Here is a 17,572-nt window from a genome sequence, read left to right as displayed (position 1 = left end):
GCGGCGTTTTCGTGTCGGAGATTGGCGGGCTGATCAGTCGCGGCGCAGCAGCCGCTCGAAATAGTCGCGTTCTTCTCCCGGAAGGCCGGGATCGGCCAGACGGTCGCGCAACTCTTCGAGAATGCGGCGAGCACGCCGCGCGGGGCTCTCATCGGCGCCGGGCACGCGGACATCGCTCTCGAAACGTCCCTGGTCACGGGTCGGGCGGCCCAGCGGATCGGTATCGCGGCCTTCGCGCCCCTCCATCCGCCCCATACGCCCTTCACTGCCTTCACCGCGCATCTCGCCCGGCTGGCCGCCGCCTTCGCCCTGACCCTCGCCGAACATTTGCTGCATCTGATCAGCCATGCCCTGGAGACCCTGTTGCAGGCCTTCGAGGGCGCGCCCCTGCGCATCGACGGCATCGTCAGGGCTGCCCTCGCCGAGGGCGCTTTCCGCCTCGCCCATCGCGCCCTCGGCATTGTCGAGACCCTGCTCGCCCTGCATGCCGAGTTCGCGCATGCGCTCCTGCAATTCCTGCAGACGGTCGCGCAAGGCCTGTTGCTGCTCGGAGAGGTCGCCTTCGCCGTCTTCCTCGCCCTGATCGCGTTGCGCCTGTTCACCGCGGCGCTGGCGCTGCGCGTCGCCGAAAGTCTCGTCGCGCAGTTGCTGCTGCTCGCGGGTGATGGCGTCGAGCTCGTCGAGCTGGCGGTTCAGTTCACGGGTATGCGGATCGGAGGACATGTCGCCGCGCTGGGCGGTCTGGAGGTTCTGCATGATGTTGCGCAGTTCATCCATCAGGCGCTGCGCCTCGGCCATGTCGCCGCGCTGCATTACGTCCTGCATGGCGTCCATCATGTCCTGCAGATCCTGCTCGGTGATCGTCTGCTGCTCGCCCGACGGCATGCGCGGCGCTTCGGCATTGTCGGATTCGTCCATCATTGTGCGCGCGAGTTCGCGCATATAGGCGTCCATCGCCTCGCGCAGTTCCGCCATCAGTTGAGCGAGTTCTTCCTCGCTCGCGCCCTCGTCCATGGCCTGTTGCAGACGCTCCTGCGCGGCGCGCAGGGCCTGCTCGGCATCGGACATGCCGCCATCCTCGATATCGAGTGCCATCGCCCAGAGCCAGTCGGCGATGGCGACGAGATCCGCGTCGCTGCGCGCCTGGGCGAGCCGGTTCGTGGCGCTGCGCAGGCCGAGCCAGACGCCCCAGGGAATCTCGAAACGCTCCGGCGCGATCATCAGCGCTTCAAGGGCGCCGAGCACCCTGTGGCGATGTGCGGGTTCGAGAACGAGGTTGCGCCGCTGCTCGACGAGCGCGCGTGCCAGTGGATCGTTGAAGGGGCGTTGCGGCAAGGTGAAATCGATGACCTCGGAATAGCCGGTTTGCCCGGCATCGTCGCGCGCTTCGAGCTGGAGGGTCACCCGCGCACCCGCCCAGGGGTGATCGGTGCGGTCGAAATTCGTCGAGGCGATGCCCTCTTCACCGCTGCGCCCGAGCGAAAGGGACAGGTCCGGCGGCGGGACGAGCGGGGTATGCGCGTCGCGCTCCGGCGGGAGGGCGACGAGGGCGCGCGCTTGCGCAACGCCGTAATCATCCTGCAGCGCGTAGGCGAGGGTGAAAGCGCCTCGCGCCTGCACTTCCGGCGATCCGTCAAAGCTGATCTCCGGCGGGACATCCGGGATCGCGGTGATGCTCAGGCGGTGCGCGGGAGCGGTTTCGGAGCCGATTTCGAGCTGCGCATCTGCGTGAATGCGAAAGCGTTGCTCGTTCAGGCCTTCGCCGGCCTCGCGACCGGCGCCGTCGAGGGCGTCGAGCCCGGTCACGGCGGCGATGCGCGGGGGCGCTTCCCCTGCCACCCGAATCACGATGACCGAATCCTGCGGCACGCGCAAATGCTGCGCCTCACGGTTGAAATCGAGCATCAGCGGGGCGATGTCGGTATAGCCGGGCGGGTCGATCCAGCCGTCGATGCGCATGGCGGGTGCTTGCGCCGTCGGGGCGCGCCAGTCGAAAGCGGCGTTCAGCCGTGCGCCGATCTCCGGACCGGCGACGAAGGCGCTGGCGACGACGGCGAGCACGGGCACGGCGCGCAATGCGTAGCGGTCGCGTTGCGGCATGGCCGGATCGGGAGCGTCGAGGCGCATGCCCGCAAGGGCGTTTGCTGCGCGGCGGCGATGGATCTCCCAAAGTGCCATGGCGGCGGGATCGCGATCACCGAGGGCGAGGGAATCGTCGAGGGTGCGCGCCGGCCCGTGTTCGAGCCGCGAATCACGCTCGAGCCGCGCCAGCGCCGCCGCGCGACCGGGCGCGCCGCGCAGAACCCGCACCAGCGCGCTGATCGCGGGGATGCAGGAGGCGATGAAGGCGATGGCCACGATAGCGACCACGGCGATTCGCGCCAGGGTCGGTATCTGCTGGAACAGGCCGAGCCAGGCCAGGGTCAGGAAGGCGGCGATGACGGAAAGCGGTAGCCAGAGGCGCGGCCAGAGCAACTCGATGGCAAGCGTTGCGCGCGCCCGTCCGACGAGGCGGTCGAGCCGCGTGCGCAGGCGGCGCTGCTGTACCACCGGATCAGCGTCTGGCTCTGGCGGGTTCTCTGGCCGAAAGCGGTGAAACAGGGCTCGCAGCCCTTGCGGGAGAAGTCGCATACGGCGTCCCTGCATCTCGTTTCTCGTCGGGCGCGCACGGCCTTTCGACCGATCCGACCTCAGTCTAACGCTTCCTCTTTCATGGTAACACGGTTATTTCTGGGCGAAAGCACTCCGGTCGCGGCGATTGCCCGCAGCAGCGCCATGCTCAGGCATGCAAGACAAGGACCCCGTAATGCGCGAAACCCCGGACACGACGCTCCGCGCAAGCCCGGATCACGCCCTCGCCGGTGTGATCGCGAACGGCGTCCATCGGCTTCGGCTGCGGGTCTATTACGAGGACACGGATTTCTCCGGGATCGTCTATCACGCCAATTATCTGCGCTATTGCGAGCGCGGGCGCAGCGATTGCCTGCGCCTTCTCGGCATCGACCAGTCGCGCCTGCATCGTGAGGAGGGCGGGCTCGCCTTCGCCGTGCGGCGCATGGAGATCGATTTCAGCCGCCCGGCGCTGATGGATGACGTGCTCGACATCGAGACGCGCATCATCGAGACGGGCGGGGCCTCGCTGACCATGGATCAGGCGGTGATGCGTGCGGGGGCGTTGCTCGTCGGCGTCCGGGTCGTCGTCGCCTGTATCCGCGACGGCAGGCCCGCCCGGATCCCGACATCCTTGCGCAAGGTGCTCGCGGGAATGCTGGCGGAAAGCGGGAACGGGTGAGGGTGATGCGGGACCCTCTCCGGGGCCCCGCATGCATGATCGCGCGCTCAGATCACGTAGCTCTTCAGTGGCGGGAAGCCGTTGAAGGCGACGGCGGCATAGGTCGAGGTATAGGCGCCCGTGCCCTCGATCAGCACCTTGTCGCCGATCGAAAGTGAGACCGGCAGGTCATAGGGAATGCGCTCATACATCACATCCGCCGAATCGCAGGTCGGGCCGGCGAGCACGCAGGGCGTGGACGCCTCACCGTCATGCGGCGTGCGGATGGCATAGCGGATCGCCTCGTCCATGGTCTCGGCGAGACCGCCGAACTTGCCGATATCGAGATAGACCCAGCGGATTTCGTCTTCCGCACGGCTCTTCCTCGAGACCAGCACCACTTCCGCCTCGATCACGCCGGCATTGCCGACCATGCCGCGACCCGGCTCGATGATGGTCTCGGGAATGCGGTTTCCGAAATGCCGCGAAAGTGCCTCGAAGATCGACTGGCCATAAGCCTCGACCGCCGGGATCTGCTTGAGATAGCGCGTGGGAAACCCGCCGCCGAGATTGACCATGGACAAGCGGATGCCACGTTCGGCGCATTCGCGGAAGATCGCGGCGGAGGCCGCCAGCGCCTGGTCCCAGGCTTGGGTATTCCCCTGCTGTGAGCCGACATGGAAGGACACGCCATACGCGTCGAGCCCATGCCTCCAGGCATGCTCCAGAACCTCGACCGCCATTTCCGGCGCGCAGCCGAACTTGCGCGAAAGCGGCCATTCGGCGCCGGCGCCGTCGCACAGGATGCGACAGAAGACGCGGATATCCTGCGCACCGGTGAGCTCCGCCGCACGGGCGATCTTCTCGACCTCGGCCTCGCAATCCACCGCGAACAGGCGCACACCGAGTTCGAGGGCGCGTGCGATGTCGCGCTCCTTCTTGATGGTGTTGCCGAAAGAGATCCGGTCAGCCGTGGCGCCGGCTTCGAGCACGAGCTTCATTTCCTGCACGGAGGCCGTGTCGAAGCACGAGCCGAGCTCGGCCAGAAGCGCAAGCAGTTCCGGCGCCGGGTTCGCCTTCACCGCGTAGAACACCCGTGTATCGGGCAGCGAGCGGGCGAATTGCAGGTAGTTGTCGCGCACGACGTCCCGATCGACGACGAGGCACGGCCCGTCATCGTCGCGGGTGCGCAGAAATTCGTGGATGCGCGCAGTCATGGCGCCCTCCTGACAAAGGTTCGACGGACGGCGTCGTGCCGTCACGGCCAGAATTCAGGTGGCTGCGGGCCACCCAGCTCGGGGGTCGGACTGCGCCGACGCCGGACATGCTGTGGAGACATGAGCGGCGTAGGGCGGGTCGAACCCGTCGTGCTGCCTTCGTTTGGAACGGAAAAATCCGATCCGCACATGCGGCAATGATGAGACAAGCCTCTTCGGTTGCCGACCTGTGGAGGGCCGACGGAGACCAAAAAAGCCCGTGTCGTCGTTGCTTTAAGCCGCGCTGGGCGTCGTATTGCGACACCACAGGCCGGTTGCCTCCGGCACCAGTCGCTTTCCGTGAGCCTGATAAGCTCGCGGGCGTCGCGATCAACCTGATCGCTTCCGCCGACCGGCACGCGACCACAGGCACGTGCGAAATTGGGCAAGGCGGTCAGTACAGCCATCGCCCGGATATTTCAAGAAAAATCGGATCTGGCGCGTCGTTTTTTCGTCGCACCCGGCACCATCGCGACGCAGCGCCGAGTCCGTTGCACTTTCGCCCGCGCCGATGTCGGCGTAGGCTCGTCTTGCGCATCTATGGCGCAGTATGGGAGGACATCATGCTGAATTTCGCGGAGATCATGCGCAACGCGCAGGGCGGGGCGGCGATCGAGAGTTTCGCTGCGCAGTTCGGCATGAGCCACGAGGATACGCGCAAGGCGCTGGCCGCCCTCGCGCCGGCCTTCGCGCTCGGCTTGCAGCAGCAGCGCGAGAAGCCGGACCATCTGCGCGATCTCACCGAGGCGATGGCGCGCGGCGCCTATGCGCCGTTCTTCGAAAGCGCGGCGGAGGCCTATTCGCAGGATGCCCGCCGGCGCGGCGAGGAAGCGCTCGGCGCCCTGTTCGGCTCGCCTGATCTCGCGCGCAATCTCTCCGATCAAAGCGCGAAACTCGCCGGCCTCTCCCGCGAGACCATGTCCCAGATGATGCCCTACGTGGCTGCAACGCTGATGGGCGGCATGGGCGAACGCATGCGCAGCCAGTCTGATGCGCGGCGTGACCGTGCGTCGGATAACCCCTACGAGATGATGTTCTCGGCCATGTTCGGCGTCGAGCCCGAACCCGCGCCTCCGCCCAAGAGCGAGGGCGAGAAGGCGGTCGCGGAGATGTTCGGCCACTGGGAGCGTTTCATGCAGCTCGGGCGCGAAATGCAGGATACGCAAATGCAGATGATGCGCGCCGCCTTCGAGGAGGCCGCGCGGCAGATGGCGCATGCGGCGCCGGAGACGGGTGCACAGGATCAGTCTCGACCGCCGAAGGACGAGGGCTGACGGGAGGCCTCAAACCAGTTTCTTCAACGCATAAAGCCGCTCCAGCGCCTCGCGCGGGCTGAGCTCGTCCGGATCGATCGCGGCGAGGGCTTCGTGCAGCGGGTCCGGCCCGGGCGCGACTTGCGGCGGGGGCTGGCGCGCCGGTGCGGCGAAAAGGGGGAGGTCGTCGAACCGGGCGGTGGAGGGGTTCTCGAGATCGGCGCGCTCCAACTCTTCGAGGATGGTGCGTGCGCGCGCGATCACCGGCGCGGGCAAACCGGCGAGGCGCGCCACCTGCAGCCCGTATGAGCGGTCAGCGGCGCCTGGCACCACCTCATGCAGGAAGACCACCTCGCCCTTGTGCTCGGCCACCTTGAGGGTGACGTTCGACAAACGCGCCAGCCGCTCGGCGAGGCGCGTGAGCTCGTGGAAATGGGTGGCGAAGAGGGCGCGGCAACCATTGACGTCATGCAGATGCTCGATCGCCGCCCAGGCGATGGAGAGACCGTCGAAGGTCGCGGTGCCGCGCCCGATCTCGTCGAGGATGACGAGGGAGCGGCGGCTGGCCTGGTTGAGGATCGCGGCGGTCTCGACCATCTCCACCATGAAGGTGGAGCGGCCCCGCGCGAGATCATCCGCTGCACCCACGCGCGAAAACAAACGGTCGACCAGCCCGATATGCGCGTGACGCGCGGGCACTCGCGCGCCCATCTGCGCGAGAACCACGATCAGCGCGTTCTGGCGCAGATAGGTGGATTTGCCGCCCATGTTCGGTCCGGTAATGACGCTGATATGCCCCGCATCGGCGCCGGAGAGATCGGCATCATTGGCGATGAAGCTCTCGCCGGCACGGGCCAGCGCATCCTCCACCACCGGGTGGCGCCCGCCTTCGATGGCGAAGGCGAGGCTGTCATCGACGATCGGGCGCGTCCAGCCGCGCGTCTCGGCGAGCTCCGCCAGGGCCGCCGTGACATCAAGCGCCGAGAGCGCCTGCGCGATGGCGTTGATGCCTTGCGCCTGCGCCACAACGAGGTTGGAGAGCTCGGTGAAGAGCGCCGTCTCGATGGCGCGGGCGCGCTCGGCGGCGCCGGCGATGCGCGCTTCGAGCTCACCGAGCTCCACCGTGGTGAAGCGCATGGCCCCCGACATGGATTGCCGGTGGATGAAGGTCTCCTTCATGGCGTTGCGCAGCCAGGCCTCGCCGGTGGCCTGGGGCACCTCGACATAATAGCCGAGCATGTTGTTGTGCTTGATGCGCAAGGTCCGGCACTCGGTCTCCTCGGCATAGCGGCCCTGCAATCCGGCGATGAAGCGGCGCGAATCGCCTTGCAGCACACGCGCCTCGTCGAGGCCGGCATCGCGCCCCTCGCGGATGAAGCCGCCATCGCGGCGTGCGAGCGGGGGATCCTCCACGAGTGCTGCCGCGAGGGTATCGGAAAGGCTTTTATCCACGGTATCCAGCGCGGCGCGGGACGCGGCCAGCGCCTCGGGCAGGCTGTAGGCCGGAGCCGGCGTGGCGTCGAGCAGGGCGGCGATGGCGCGCGCGGCGATCAGCCCGTCGCGGATCGTGGCGAGGTCTCGCGGCCCGCCGCGATCCAGCGCCAGCCGCGAGAGCGCCCGGGTGATATCGGGTGCTCCGGCGAGTGCGCCGCGCAGGCGCTCGCGCAGGGCGGGGTCGTCCACCAGGAAATCGAGTGCGTCGAGCCGCGCGCCGATCTCCGTGAGATCAGTGGAGGGGCCGGCAAGGCGCTCGGCGAGGAGCCGCCCGCCGCCGGGGGTGACGGTCATGTCGATGGTGGCGAGGAGCGAGCCGGCGCGCTCGCCGGCGAGGGTGCGGGTGAGTTCGAGATTGGCCCGTGTCGCGGCGTCGATGGCGAGGCTCGCGCTCACCGCTTCCCGGCGCGGTGGCTCCAGCGCCGGGCGCGCGGCGATCTGGGTGCGCGCGACATAGGCAAGCGCCGTGCCCGCCGCAATGATCTCGGCGCGGGTGAAATCGCCGAAGGCATCCAGCGTGGCGACACCGAAATGATCGCACAGCCGGTTCTCGGCGGAGGTGGCGTCGAGCCCGTCGCGCGGGAGCGGGCAGAGCGGGATCTGCGTCTCGCGCCAGAAGCCGGCGAGCGCCGGATCGTCGAGGATGGTATCGGCCAGCACGATCTCGCGCGGATCGAGCCGCGCCACCTCCCCGGGCAGGCCAGCGGCATCGGTCTCGGCGACGCTGAAGCGACCCGTCGAGATATCGACTGCGGCGAGGCCGTAAAGGGCGTGATCATCGCCGGCGCGGCGTCTGCCGATGGCGAGCAGGAGATTGGCGCGCCCGGGTTCGAGCAGGTTCTCCTCGGTGATGGTGCCGGGCGTGACGAGGCGTACCACGTCGCGGCGCACCACCGATTTGTTGCCCCGCTTCTTCGCCTCGGCGGGATCCTCCATCTGCTCGCAGACGGCGACGCGGTGGCCCAGCCCGATCAGGCGCTGGAGGTAATCATCGGCGCGCTCGACCGGCACGCCGCACATCGGGATATCCTCCCCGCGATGCTTGCCGCGCTTCGTCAGCACGATGCCGAGCGCGCGCGAGGCGATCTCGGCATCCTCGAAGAAGAGCTCGTAGAAATCGCCCATGCGATAGAACAGCAGCGAATCCGGATTGGCCGCCTTGATCTCGATATATTGCGCCATCATCGGCGTGACACGTTCGGGCGCGACGCTCGCCACAGGCGGACCTGCGGGCGCCTCCTGGCTCTGCGTCTCATGTTTACGCGTCTTCGTCGCGACCACGCCACCCTCGCCGGAATCCGGAACCGGGTTCTCTTCTAGCAAAGCCCGCACCGCGATGCGATGCGGGCCGGGACTTGTCCACCGCAACTGTGTTGCGGTGGACGGAGGGGGTTACGCTTCATGACGCTCCGGTCGCTCCATGAGCAGTTCGACGGGGACGTTATGCAGGGTTCCGTCAGCGAGATACTGCGGCACCAAGATCGGGCCTTCCGTCGGCGCGTTCGGATCATCGATGATGCCGTCGCGCGCCAAGAGATGGTGGATAATGTGAGCCTGAAGAATTTTCATATTTTCCTTCGTGAACTCATCCGGATTGAGCCTCATTTCCCGCGCCGCTTCCATCATTGTCCAGATTGCCGGAGCTATGAGGTGCGGCGCTCCGTGAGCATACATCTGATCTTGAGTCTGCTGATTAAGTTGCGTTTGAAGTACGCTCACTTCTTGTCTCAACATCTGCTCAGCGCGGCTTTGATCCCTTGTGTCATTGAGAACAATGTCTTCAATTCTGAACTGCTCCGGGAAGCTCAAGCTAAGATTTGTGAGTCCACCATTCTCATCCAAAACAGGTATATCGATCGGTCCGCGTTCGCGGGCGTTCGGATCATTAATTTTTCCGGTGCGGCTGAAGAGATGATGCAGGATATGCGGCGGCGCCATCTCCATTACATTTCTTTCGAAAATGTGGGCGGGCAGATCCAGCATCTCTTCCGCTGCATTTTCCAGAAGCCGTTTTGCCAGGGGGGCCATTTCCGGTGCACCGTGGGCGTTCATGATGGTTTCCATGTTCGCCAGCGCGCCATCCAGCACTGCCCGACGATGCGGATCCATCACTGCAGCCTCATTCCCTGCCGAGGCGGTGGTGGTCGCGGCAGTTGTGGCCGTCATTGCGGCACCGAAACCGGCCGCGTCCTGATTAGGGCTTTCAACCGGAGTGTAAGCACCGGAGGGCTGATTATTCGTAACTTGCATAACTCACTCCCTTGTACGCATGTTTGAACGATTTTAAGTATACTGATGGTTGTAAAAATATCAATCAATTATTAAATATACTTTATTAATAGTTAATTTTTTAATTTAATGCATGAGAGCTATGCGGGCATCCCGTGCAGCGCTGCCCATCTTCGCGTGACGGCAGCTGTCGTGACAGGCGGTCCGCATCGCGCCACCATGCTCGCATCTTGCAAGCGGCGTGATGCCGGAGGGGAGAGAAGGATGCGTATCGCGGTCGGGGGATTTCTGCACGAGACCAATACCTTCATCGCCCGTCCCACGGGCTGGGAGGATTTTGCAGAAGGCGGGCCGTGGCCGCGTCCGACCACGGGGGAGGCGATCTTCGATGCGTTCGAGGGGCTCAATCTCGGCCTGTCGCATTTCATTGCCCGCGCCCGTGAGGGCGGCCACGAGATCCTGCCGCTGGCCTGGGCCTGCGCCATGCCGGGCGGGCGGGTCACCGATGAGGCTTTCGAACATATGGCGCGCGCGCTCACCGAGCCGTTGCGCGGGGAGGCTATCGATGCGGTCTTTCTCGAACTCCACGGCGCCATGGTCACGCAGAGCGCCGATGACGGGGAGGGCGCGTTGCTGGCGCGGGTGCGCGAGGTGGTCGGGCCGGATATCCCGATCCTCGTGGCGCTCGACCTGCATGCCAATGTTTCGCCCGAAATGGTCGCACGCGCGGATTTCCTGACCTCCTACCGCACCTATCCGCATAACGATTGGGGCCCGACCGGCGGGCGCTGCGCGCAATGGCTCGATCGGCTGATGCGCTGGCGCGCGGCAGGGCTGCCCAATGCCCGCGCGCTGCGCCAGGCGCCCTATCTGATCCCCATCCCCGCCGGCTCGACCTATCTCGACACCTCACGCGGGCTCTATGAGGCGCTGGAGGCGATCGAGGCCGAGACCGGCGTGCATCTCGCTTTGAATATGGGCTTTCCCCCCGCCGATATCCGCGATGTCGGGCCGAGCGTCACGGCCTATGGCCCCGATCAGGCGGCGACCGATGCCGCTGCCGACAGGCTCTTTAACGCGCTTCTCGAGGCGGAGGCGGACTATGCCCGCCATCAGCCCTTGCCCGCGCCGCAAGCCGTGGCGCAAGCCGCGCGGATCGCGGCGGGGACAAGCCGCCCCGTCATCATATCCGATACCCAGGACAATCCCGGCGCGGGTGCGTTCTCGAATACGACCGGGATGATCGCGGAGCTTTTGCGCCAGGGCGCGCAGAACGCCGTGGTCGGGATCTTTCATGCGCCGGAAATCGCGAAGCGCGCCCATGATCTTGGCATCGGCGGCGTCATCGAGAGCCTGTCGGGGCCGGGTGCCGGGCCGGGTCAGGAACCCGTTCCCGGACCCTGGCGGGTGGAAGCGCTCAGCGACGGGCGCTTTCGCGGCACCGCGCCGATGCTGCGCACCCCGATTACCGAGATGGGGCCGACGGCGGTGCTCGCGCAGGGCGGCGTGCGGGTGCTCGTCGTCACCATCCGCCAGCAGCCGATCCACCGCGAGACCTTCAGCCATATCGGCATCGATCCGCAGGCGGCGGATATCATCGTTTTGAAGAGCTCGGCGCATTTCCGTTCGGGCTTCCAGGAGATCGCCGAGACCGTGCTGATCGGGCTCGCGCCGGGCACCAACCCGGACGACCCGCAGAGCTTCGCCTTCACGAAAATCCGCCCCGGCCTGCGTCTGAGGCCGGGGGCGGGGTGATCAGGCTGATCGGTGCCGGGACGGATTTCGCTTCCCGGCATCAGCCGCTCTGGTTCAGGCGCTCCATCGCAACCTCGACGAAATGAAGCTCGCCGGATGGCAGGTGTTGCGGGACCTGGATCGGGCCTTCGCGCGGAGCGGTCGGGTCATCGATGTTGCCGTTGCGCGCAAGCAGGTGGTGGCCGATATGGGCCGCCATGATCTCGAGGTTCTGCCCTGCGAAGGGATTGTTGATATCCGGGCCGCCGGCAGTCGCCTGCAGGAAGAGCATCTGTGCCTCGCCCTGCAGATGCGGGGCGCCATGGGCTGCCATCTGCTCGGCGATTCCGCGCGCCAGTTCACGCCGCTTCTCCGAAAGCGCGATACGCTGCGCCTCCTGCGCTCCGATTCCGGGCTGTAGCGAGACACCTTCGGGAGCCGCAGCGCCGGGGGCATCCTCCGCAGCGGGAATCTCGGGGAAGGCCACCAGATAGGTGTCCAGCGTGCCGTCTTCGCGATGTCGGGGTACGGAGATCGGGCCGGCCAGCGGGGCAGCGGGATCCTCGATGAGACCGGCGCGCACCAGCACATGATGCAGCACATGGCCGCGCAGGATATCGAGATTCTGCGCGAAATCGGCACCGGGATCGGCCAGCAGGGTCTGCGCGCCATCGCGCAGGATCTGCTGCGCGATTCCGGCGAGATGGCCGCCGCCATGGGCGTGCATGTCGCGCCCGATCTGCCCGATCGCGGCGTCGAGCAACGCCTGATTCTGCGTATCTTTGGCGGCTGCCGCATCGACATCCGAGGCTTTGGCTGCCCGTGCGCGCGCGAAGGCAACAGCTGCATCGGCGTGGTCGGTCGTCTGAGCCGGCTGGTTGCTCTGTGGTGAGGTATGGACTTGCATGATGATCTCCAGTGCAGAAATTCGCAGATTACAATTTTTAATATGGAAAATCCGGATTTTATTCAATGATTTCATTTACCATATGAAAATCATAGTTAATTTCTAAAAACGATAATCAAGTTTTATTCTCTGCTTTGTTTTCCCGGATATCCGTTGAAGCAGGGCTACGGGTTTCGCGACGCTGCACGGCGCTCTCCCGCGCGACCGGGTCTTATCCGGTCGCGACGGCGGTGAGGCGCGCGTATCGCGCACGTCGCTCTTCAATGGTTCTCGTGGCAGAGTGGGTGGGGCGTGCAGGGCGGGGCAGCTTGCGCTTGCCAGCCTCGGCTCACGCCCTCGTATCGTCGCGTCACATGGCGCGTTCGAGCACCAGTTCGCCGCGTGGGCCGTCCAGAGTGAGGCGATTGCCCTGCATATCCCATTCGCGTGCAGCCCGCAGCGCTTCGAGAAAGCCGCGCTCGGCGCTCATCACGTCACGCGCGCATTCGCGGTCGGTCAGGGCAAAGGGCCCGACCGCGATGCCCTGTTCGAGCTGGGGATAGGCGATGGCGGAGTAATTGTTGCAGCCACCGAAACCGCGCAGACGGAAATTCGTGTCCAGCGTCATCGCCGGGTTCTCGCCGGGAAAGGCGCGCCCGTTCAGGCTGATCACCGTATAGGAGACGTTGATCGGGAACTGCTTCTCGCGCATCGGCTGCGGCACGAGGTTCTCCTCCTGCTCCTCGCTCTGCGCTTGCACGGCGGGTGGCGCCGCCGGCAGGGCGAGGCCGGCAATGAGGCACAGGGCGGCGACGCGTAACGCTTTCATGGATCAGATACTCCCTCGAGCTTTGCGGGCGCGATACAGTTGCGACGATAACGGCTCACACCCGCCTCATGCAATGCACCCGTTCGCATCTCATCGCCATACGCGTGCGGCGTTTTTTTGTTCGCGCAGGATGCCGGGTGCGTGTTGCCCCGGATTTGCGCATCCTGTGTGAGTCCTGCCGTCATGCTTGATGAATCGTCAAGCGCAATTGCGCAAATAGCGGCTTTCCTGTGCCAGAACGAGTGGATACGCCCCGTTTTTCATCTTGTGTCAACGCAGTTTAAGCGCAGTGAAAGTATTCTTGCCAGGTGATTCACCGACAATTTTAGACGCGTTTTTACGGCTTCCCGGCAATGATCCGTTCATGACGAGGCGCGAAGGGACGGGCCTCGCGGGACGATCGGACGGATGATCCGGATCGCGAGAGAAAAGGGGATGCGTCATGGCCAGATACGATATGGCGAGATACGAGCCGGACACGATTGCACTGGCACGGACCGGGACAGGAGCCACCGACATCGTCACGCCGGGGCGCGATGTCGAAGATGGGCGCGCGTTCTACGAACTCGGCTTGATGTATGCCGCCGGGCGAAGCGTCGCAATCGATCTCGTGAGCGCCCACAAATGGCTCAATGTCGCCGTTTTCAAGGGCTGCCGCGATGCGATCGCCCACCGCGCCGAACTCGCCGGCGAAATGTCGCGCGAGGAAATCGCCAGCGCACAGCGTCAGGCCCGTGAATTCCTGATGTTGCACTGAGGGCTGCTGACCAACGGCGCTCACGTCGGCTGCGACAGACGCAGCCTGTAGGCGAGGAAGCCGTTTTCCGCCGCACCGATCGGGGTCAGCGGCAGATCCGCCGGCTCCCTGCCGCGCGCATGGGCGCCGGTTTCGAAGATCACATCGAGCGCGCTGCCATCGGCGCGCGACGAGGGCGCAAAGCGCCAGTTGCGGATCCCGCGCGGTGAAACGGTGCCGCGCGCGCGGACATGTTCCGCCACGACCTCGCGCACCATCTGCGTGCTCTCGGCGATGACGGGGGCGGGCATGCCGCCGAAGAAGGTGCCGCCGCCACCGGCACGGTAATTGTTCGTCGCGACGAGGAATTCCTGCTCGGGCCGCACCGGCACGCCCTGATGCAGCAGCTGCGTGATCCGCTGCGCCTCCGGCGCGACGAGGATACCGTCGCGGTTGTGGCGCGCGGGAGCGCAGAGATCGATCGTATAGGTAAGGCCGAAGATCACGTCGAAATGGTAGGATGGAAAGCCGTGGCGCAGGAGCTGCTGGTCCGCCGGTCCTTGCGGGTCGATCTGCCGGAAGATGCCGCTTGATCGCTCGAGCCATTCGCGCAGCTGCGCCCCGGTGACGCGCACCACGCTGACCGTATTCGGATAGAGATAGAGATTGGCCAGGTCGCGCAGGCTGAGCGGGCCGGGATTGATGCGGGTGTAATACTGTGCGCCGCCCCTCCCGCCGGCCTTGAACGGTGCCGCAGCCGAGAGCAGGGGCAGATCGCGCGCGTGCAGATCCTGGTCGGGCAGCGCATCGATCAGCGCAAGAGCGGCTTCGCGCTGGGCTTCGGCCACGAGCTCCATGGCGGAATTGTCGCCCAGTAGCGCGAAATGGGAATCGAGCGCGCCGCGCGTATGGCCGATTCCTGCGCGCATGGTGGCGAGTGTGCGCGCATGATCGGGCTCGGTGACGCTCAGGATCGCCGCCCGTGCCGGACAATCCGCAGCCGCATGGGCCGCCCCGTCGGCCAGATCCCGCAGACGCAGGATCGTCACCTCGTGCCCGGTCACCCGCCAGACGCCGTCATCATGCGCGAGAGCCAGATCCATCAGGCCGAGCGCCGCACCGTATGCGCCCGGCATCATTGCCGGTATTCCGTCGATCGTACCGGCGGCATTGTCGATGCCGGGCAGGGCGTCGAATTCGCGTGATCCGGGAAAGCGCAGATGCTGGTGGCCAGCGATAATCGCATCGATACCGGAGATGCTGCCGAGATGGCCTGCCGCATTCTCCTGGCCCTCGCGATAGCTGCCTCCGACAATGCCGGAATGGCACAGGGCGATGACGAGATCGGCACCCGCGCGCCGCAACGCGGCGGCGGCTTTACCCGCTGCGGCGCGGATATCCGTGACACGCACCCGGCCATGCAGGTGGCTGCGATCCCATTGCAGGACTTGCGGCGGCAGCAGGCCCATCAGGCCGATGCGCAATGGCGTTTCCACCTCTGGATCGCCCAGCGGCAGCATCCGGGTGATGATCGTCGATGTCGGCACGAAGGGCGTGCCGTCGCCGCGTTCCAGATTGGCGCAAAGCACCGGGAAGCGTGCATAGGACAACGCATGGCTGAGATAATCGAGGCCGTAATTGAATTCGTGGTTGCCAAGCGCGGCGACGTCGTAACCCATTGCGTTCATCGCCGCGATGACCGGGTTGTCGTCGCGCGCGCCCTCGGCATAAGCCTGCGCGGCAACATCGCCGAGCGGCGCGCCCTGCAGGAAGTCTCCGTTATCGAGAAGCAGGCTGCAGGGATGTCCGGCCCCTGCCTCGGCAATGAAAGGTGCGAGCGCTGCAAGCCCGACCGAGTCGTCCGCGCGATCCTCGAAATAATCGTAGGGGCGCACATGCATGTGCAGATCAGAGGTGGCGATGAGGCGCAGGCTCGGCATGGAACCTGTATGGCGCGCGTGCGGCGCTTCTGGCAAGGCCGCGATGCGGTTTGCGGCGAAAGACGGTAAAGGCGTTCTGGAGATTTGCCGGCTCATGAGCCCGGCGGCTCGATCTGGTCGTTTTCGGCCTGCTCCGGCTGCTTTTGCGAATCTCCGGGAAGATTGACCCGGTCGAGGCAGCCATGCGCGTCGAGGGTGCGGTAGGCGGCGATGTGTTCCGGCACCCCGGCAGCGCAGGCTTCGTCGAACGCAGCAAGGCATGCGCTGCCGCGATCCGCCATTGCCGCGCGGCGCGCCACCGCCTCACGCCAGCTCTCCAGTCCGACCCTGCGCGCTACCAGCGCCATCGCTCACACTCCGATCCGAGTCTGGTCACCTGCATCATGCGCGTGCAAACGCGTCACCCTCGATCACGATCATGGCCCGGCCAGGCGAACCCGGCAAGCAAGGGAGTGCATGGATCAATCGGAGCGCGTAGTCGTAGCGCCATAATATAACTTTAAATTGTTTCGGGTAGGTACGTATGACCCCTGCCGACATGCCTTTCCCTTACCCGAAAGATGAGACATGCCCGACCGAGCGAAAGCCGATCCCTTCGAGCGCAAGCTCGCGCGCTATGCCGAGACCATCGTGCATGTCGGTCTCGCGCTCAAGCCGAAGCAGCAGCTGATCATCACGGCACCGATCGATTCCATGCCGCTCGTGCGCGCGGTCACCCGCGCCGCCTATGAGGCCGGGTGCAGCTATGTCATGCCGGTCATCGATGACGATATCGTCAAGCAGATCCGCTACCGCCACGGGTCGAAGAAGAGCTTCGACGTGGCGCCTGCCTGGTTTTACGAGGGCATGGGCGTTGCTCTGCGTGCAGGTGCTGCGCATCTGACGATCAGCGGGTCGGATCCGTTCATGCTGAACGGCGAGGATGAGGACGCAATCGCTCGTGGAACGAAAGCGTTGCGCGAGGCATCCGTACCGGCGATGCGCGTGACGCAGCAGCTTCTGACCAACTGGTCCGTCGTCGCCTGTGCGACGCCGGGTTGGGCGAAGGCGGTCTTTCCCGAATTGGGCGATGCCGATGCTCTCGAGCGCCTGTGGGAGGCGATCTTCGCTGCGGCGCGGGTCGACAACGACGATCCGATCGCCGCCTGGAAGGCGCATAACGCGGCGTTGCATGCGCGTGTGAAGATGCTCAACAGGAAGAACTGCGCCGCCCTGCATTTCCGGGGGCCCGGCACGGATCTGCGCGTGGGCCTCGCCGAGGGGCATCGCTGGTGTGGCGGTGCGGAGCGCATGAAGAACGGGGTGGTGTGCAATCCCAACCTGCCCACGGAAGAAGTCTTCACCATGCCGCATGCAATGAAGGTGGAGGGATATGTTCGCGCCACGCGCCCGCTCTCGTATCAGAATACCCTGATCGAGAACATCGCAGTGCGCTTCGAAGGCGGGCGGATCGTGCATGCACGCGCGACACGCGGGGAGGAGGTGCTGCATTCCCTGCTCGCGAGCGATCCGGGCGCGAGCCGGCTCGGGGAGGTGGCACTCGTGCCGCATGCCTCGCCGATATCGCAAAGCGGGATCCTCTTCTTCAATACGCTGTTTGACGAGAATGCCGCGAGCCATATCGCGATTGGCAGTCCTTACCCCCACTGTCTGCGCGGAATCGAGAAGATGAATGCCGGCGAGATGATCGCGTGCGGGGTCAATGACAGCCGCATTCATCTCGACTGGATGATCGGTTCCGGCGAGGTCGATGTGGACGCCATCGCCGCTTCAGGCGTGGCCGAGCCCCTGATGCGGGCAGGTGAATGGATTAACTGACAAGGGTTTGCGCGGAATTTCGCAAGATTGCCTCAAAACCTGCCGAAAGCGGTAGCATAGGTGAAAATGCTGCATTACACTCCACCCCCGACCACCAGATGGGAACTGGTCGCAACAACCACAACG

At 65.5% G+C, this 17,572-nt stretch carries 13 protein-coding genes; 5 read left to right on the top strand and 8 right to left on the bottom strand.

The annotated features are described in order from the left end of the window. Positions 1-33 precede the first annotated feature (33 nt). Positions 34-2,550, bottom strand: coding sequence for a TIGR02302 family protein (locus tag GA0071312_RS15120; protein ID WP_074445637.1), 2,517 nt, complete (start codon positions 2,548-2,550; stop codon positions 34-36). Positions 2,551-2,806: 256 nt separating this feature from the next. Between GA0071312_RS15120 and ybgC the strand changes: the two genes are divergently transcribed. Further along, entirely contained in the window at positions 2,807-3,292 is a 486-nt protein-coding gene (gene ybgC, locus GA0071312_RS15115; protein ID WP_083204604.1) for a tol-pal system-associated acyl-CoA thioesterase, read from the top strand. Between the two features lie 47 nt (positions 3,293-3,339). Here ybgC and GA0071312_RS15110 read toward each other — a convergent pair whose 3' ends face one another. Continuing rightward, positions 3,340-4,488: a type III PLP-dependent enzyme gene (locus GA0071312_RS15110; RefSeq protein ID WP_074445636.1), complete on the bottom strand. Its 1,149-nt coding sequence runs from the start codon at positions 4,486-4,488 to the stop codon at positions 3,340-3,342. A gap of 602 nt (positions 4,489-5,090) precedes the next feature. Between GA0071312_RS15110 and GA0071312_RS20125 the strand changes: the two genes are divergently transcribed. Then, positions 5,091-5,801: a DUF937 domain-containing protein gene (locus tag GA0071312_RS20125; protein ID WP_165604048.1), complete on the top strand. Its 711-nt coding sequence runs from the start codon at positions 5,091-5,093 to the stop codon at positions 5,799-5,801. Between the two features lie 9 nt (positions 5,802-5,810). On the opposite strand, the gene mutS is transcribed toward GA0071312_RS20125, so the two are convergent. Then, a complete protein-coding gene (gene mutS / locus GA0071312_RS15100) occupies positions 5,811-8,459 on the bottom strand; it encodes a DNA mismatch repair protein MutS (RefSeq protein WP_108721922.1) in 2,649 nt (882 codons plus the stop codon). A 207-nt stretch (positions 8,460-8,666) separates the two neighbouring features. After that, positions 8,667-9,524, bottom strand: coding sequence for a hypothetical protein (locus GA0071312_RS15095; RefSeq protein WP_131817829.1), 858 nt, complete (start codon positions 9,522-9,524; stop codon positions 8,667-8,669). A gap of 243 nt (positions 9,525-9,767) precedes the next feature. Between GA0071312_RS15095 and GA0071312_RS15090 the strand changes: the two genes are divergently transcribed. After that, positions 9,768-11,258: a M81 family metallopeptidase gene (locus GA0071312_RS15090; RefSeq protein ID WP_074445632.1), complete on the top strand. Its 1,491-nt coding sequence runs from the start codon at positions 9,768-9,770 to the stop codon at positions 11,256-11,258. A gap of 40 nt (positions 11,259-11,298) precedes the next feature. Here GA0071312_RS15090 and GA0071312_RS15085 read toward each other — a convergent pair whose 3' ends face one another. Together GA0071312_RS15085 and GA0071312_RS15080 are read right to left on the bottom strand one after the other, a co-directional pair. Then, on the bottom strand, positions 11,299-12,144 hold the full coding sequence (locus GA0071312_RS15085) for a hypothetical protein (protein WP_074445631.1): 846 nt from the start codon (positions 12,142-12,144) through the stop codon (positions 11,299-11,301). Positions 12,145-12,493: 349 nt separating this feature from the next. Further along, positions 12,494-12,952, bottom strand: a complete 459-nt coding sequence (locus GA0071312_RS15080; protein WP_074445630.1) for an META domain-containing protein — start codon at positions 12,950-12,952, stop codon at positions 12,494-12,496. Positions 12,953-13,394: 442 nt separating this feature from the next. Here GA0071312_RS15080 and GA0071312_RS15075 point away from each other — a divergent pair, with 442 nt between their 5' ends. After that, on the top strand, positions 13,395-13,709 hold the full coding sequence (locus tag GA0071312_RS15075; protein ID WP_108721882.1) for a hypothetical protein: 315 nt from the start codon (positions 13,395-13,397) through the stop codon (positions 13,707-13,709). Positions 13,710-13,729: 20 nt separating this feature from the next. Here GA0071312_RS15075 and GA0071312_RS15070 read toward each other — a convergent pair whose 3' ends face one another. Together GA0071312_RS15070 and GA0071312_RS20120 are read right to left on the bottom strand one after the other, a co-directional pair. Beyond that, positions 13,730-15,628, bottom strand: a complete 1,899-nt coding sequence (locus tag GA0071312_RS15070) for a bifunctional 2',3'-cyclic-nucleotide 2'-phosphodiesterase/3'-nucleotidase (RefSeq protein WP_165604047.1) — start codon at positions 15,626-15,628, stop codon at positions 13,730-13,732. A gap of 92 nt (positions 15,629-15,720) precedes the next feature. After that, positions 15,721-15,975: a hypothetical protein gene (locus GA0071312_RS20120; protein ID WP_074445628.1), complete on the bottom strand. Its 255-nt coding sequence runs from the start codon at positions 15,973-15,975 to the stop codon at positions 15,721-15,723. 220 nt (positions 15,976-16,195) lie between these two features. Between GA0071312_RS20120 and GA0071312_RS15060 the strand changes: the two genes are divergently transcribed. Then, entirely contained in the window at positions 16,196-17,446 is a 1,251-nt protein-coding gene (locus GA0071312_RS15060; RefSeq protein ID WP_074445627.1) for an aminopeptidase, read from the top strand. Positions 17,447-17,572: the final 126 nt, after the last annotated feature.

The organism is Saliniramus fredricksonii (assembly GCF_900094735.1).
Lineage (GTDB): Bacteria > Pseudomonadota > Alphaproteobacteria > Rhizobiales > Beijerinckiaceae > Saliniramus > Saliniramus fredricksonii.
This window is presented reverse-complemented; position numbering and strand designations above follow the sequence as displayed.

Excerpts from the sequence above, each read along its gene's own strand:
- GA0071312_RS20125 (WP_165604048.1), top strand. The coding sequence starts at position 5,091 with ATGCTGAATTTCGCGGAGATCATGCGCAACGCGCAGGGCGGGGCGGCG.
- GA0071312_RS15070 (WP_165604047.1), bottom strand. The coding sequence starts at position 15,628 with ATGCCGAGCCTGCGCCTCATCGCCACCTCTGATCTGCACATGCATGTG.
- GA0071312_RS20120 (WP_074445628.1), bottom strand. The coding sequence starts at position 15,975 with ATGGCGCTGGTAGCGCGCAGGGTCGGACTGGAGAGCTGGCGTGAGGCG.
- mutS (WP_108721922.1), bottom strand. The coding sequence starts at position 8,459 with ATGATGGCGCAATATATCGAGATCAAGGCGGCCAATCCGGATTCGCTG.
- GA0071312_RS15080 (WP_074445630.1), bottom strand. The coding sequence starts at position 12,952 with ATGAAAGCGTTACGCGTCGCCGCCCTGTGCCTCATTGCCGGCCTCGCC.
- GA0071312_RS15095 (WP_131817829.1), bottom strand. The coding sequence starts at position 9,524 with ATGCAAGTTACGAATAATCAGCCCTCCGGTGCTTACACTCCGGTTGAA.
- GA0071312_RS15060 (WP_074445627.1), top strand. The coding sequence starts at position 16,196 with ATGCCCGACCGAGCGAAAGCCGATCCCTTCGAGCGCAAGCTCGCGCGC.
- GA0071312_RS15075 (WP_108721882.1), top strand. The coding sequence starts at position 13,395 with ATGGCCAGATACGATATGGCGAGATACGAGCCGGACACGATTGCACTG.
- GA0071312_RS15090 (WP_074445632.1), top strand. The coding sequence starts at position 9,768 with ATGCGTATCGCGGTCGGGGGATTTCTGCACGAGACCAATACCTTCATC.
- GA0071312_RS15085 (WP_074445631.1), bottom strand. The coding sequence starts at position 12,144 with ATGCAAGTCCATACCTCACCACAGAGCAACCAGCCGGCTCAGACGACC.
- ybgC (WP_083204604.1), top strand. The coding sequence starts at position 2,807 with ATGCGCGAAACCCCGGACACGACGCTCCGCGCAAGCCCGGATCACGCC.
- GA0071312_RS15110 (WP_074445636.1), bottom strand. The coding sequence starts at position 4,488 with ATGACTGCGCGCATCCACGAATTTCTGCGCACCCGCGACGATGACGGG.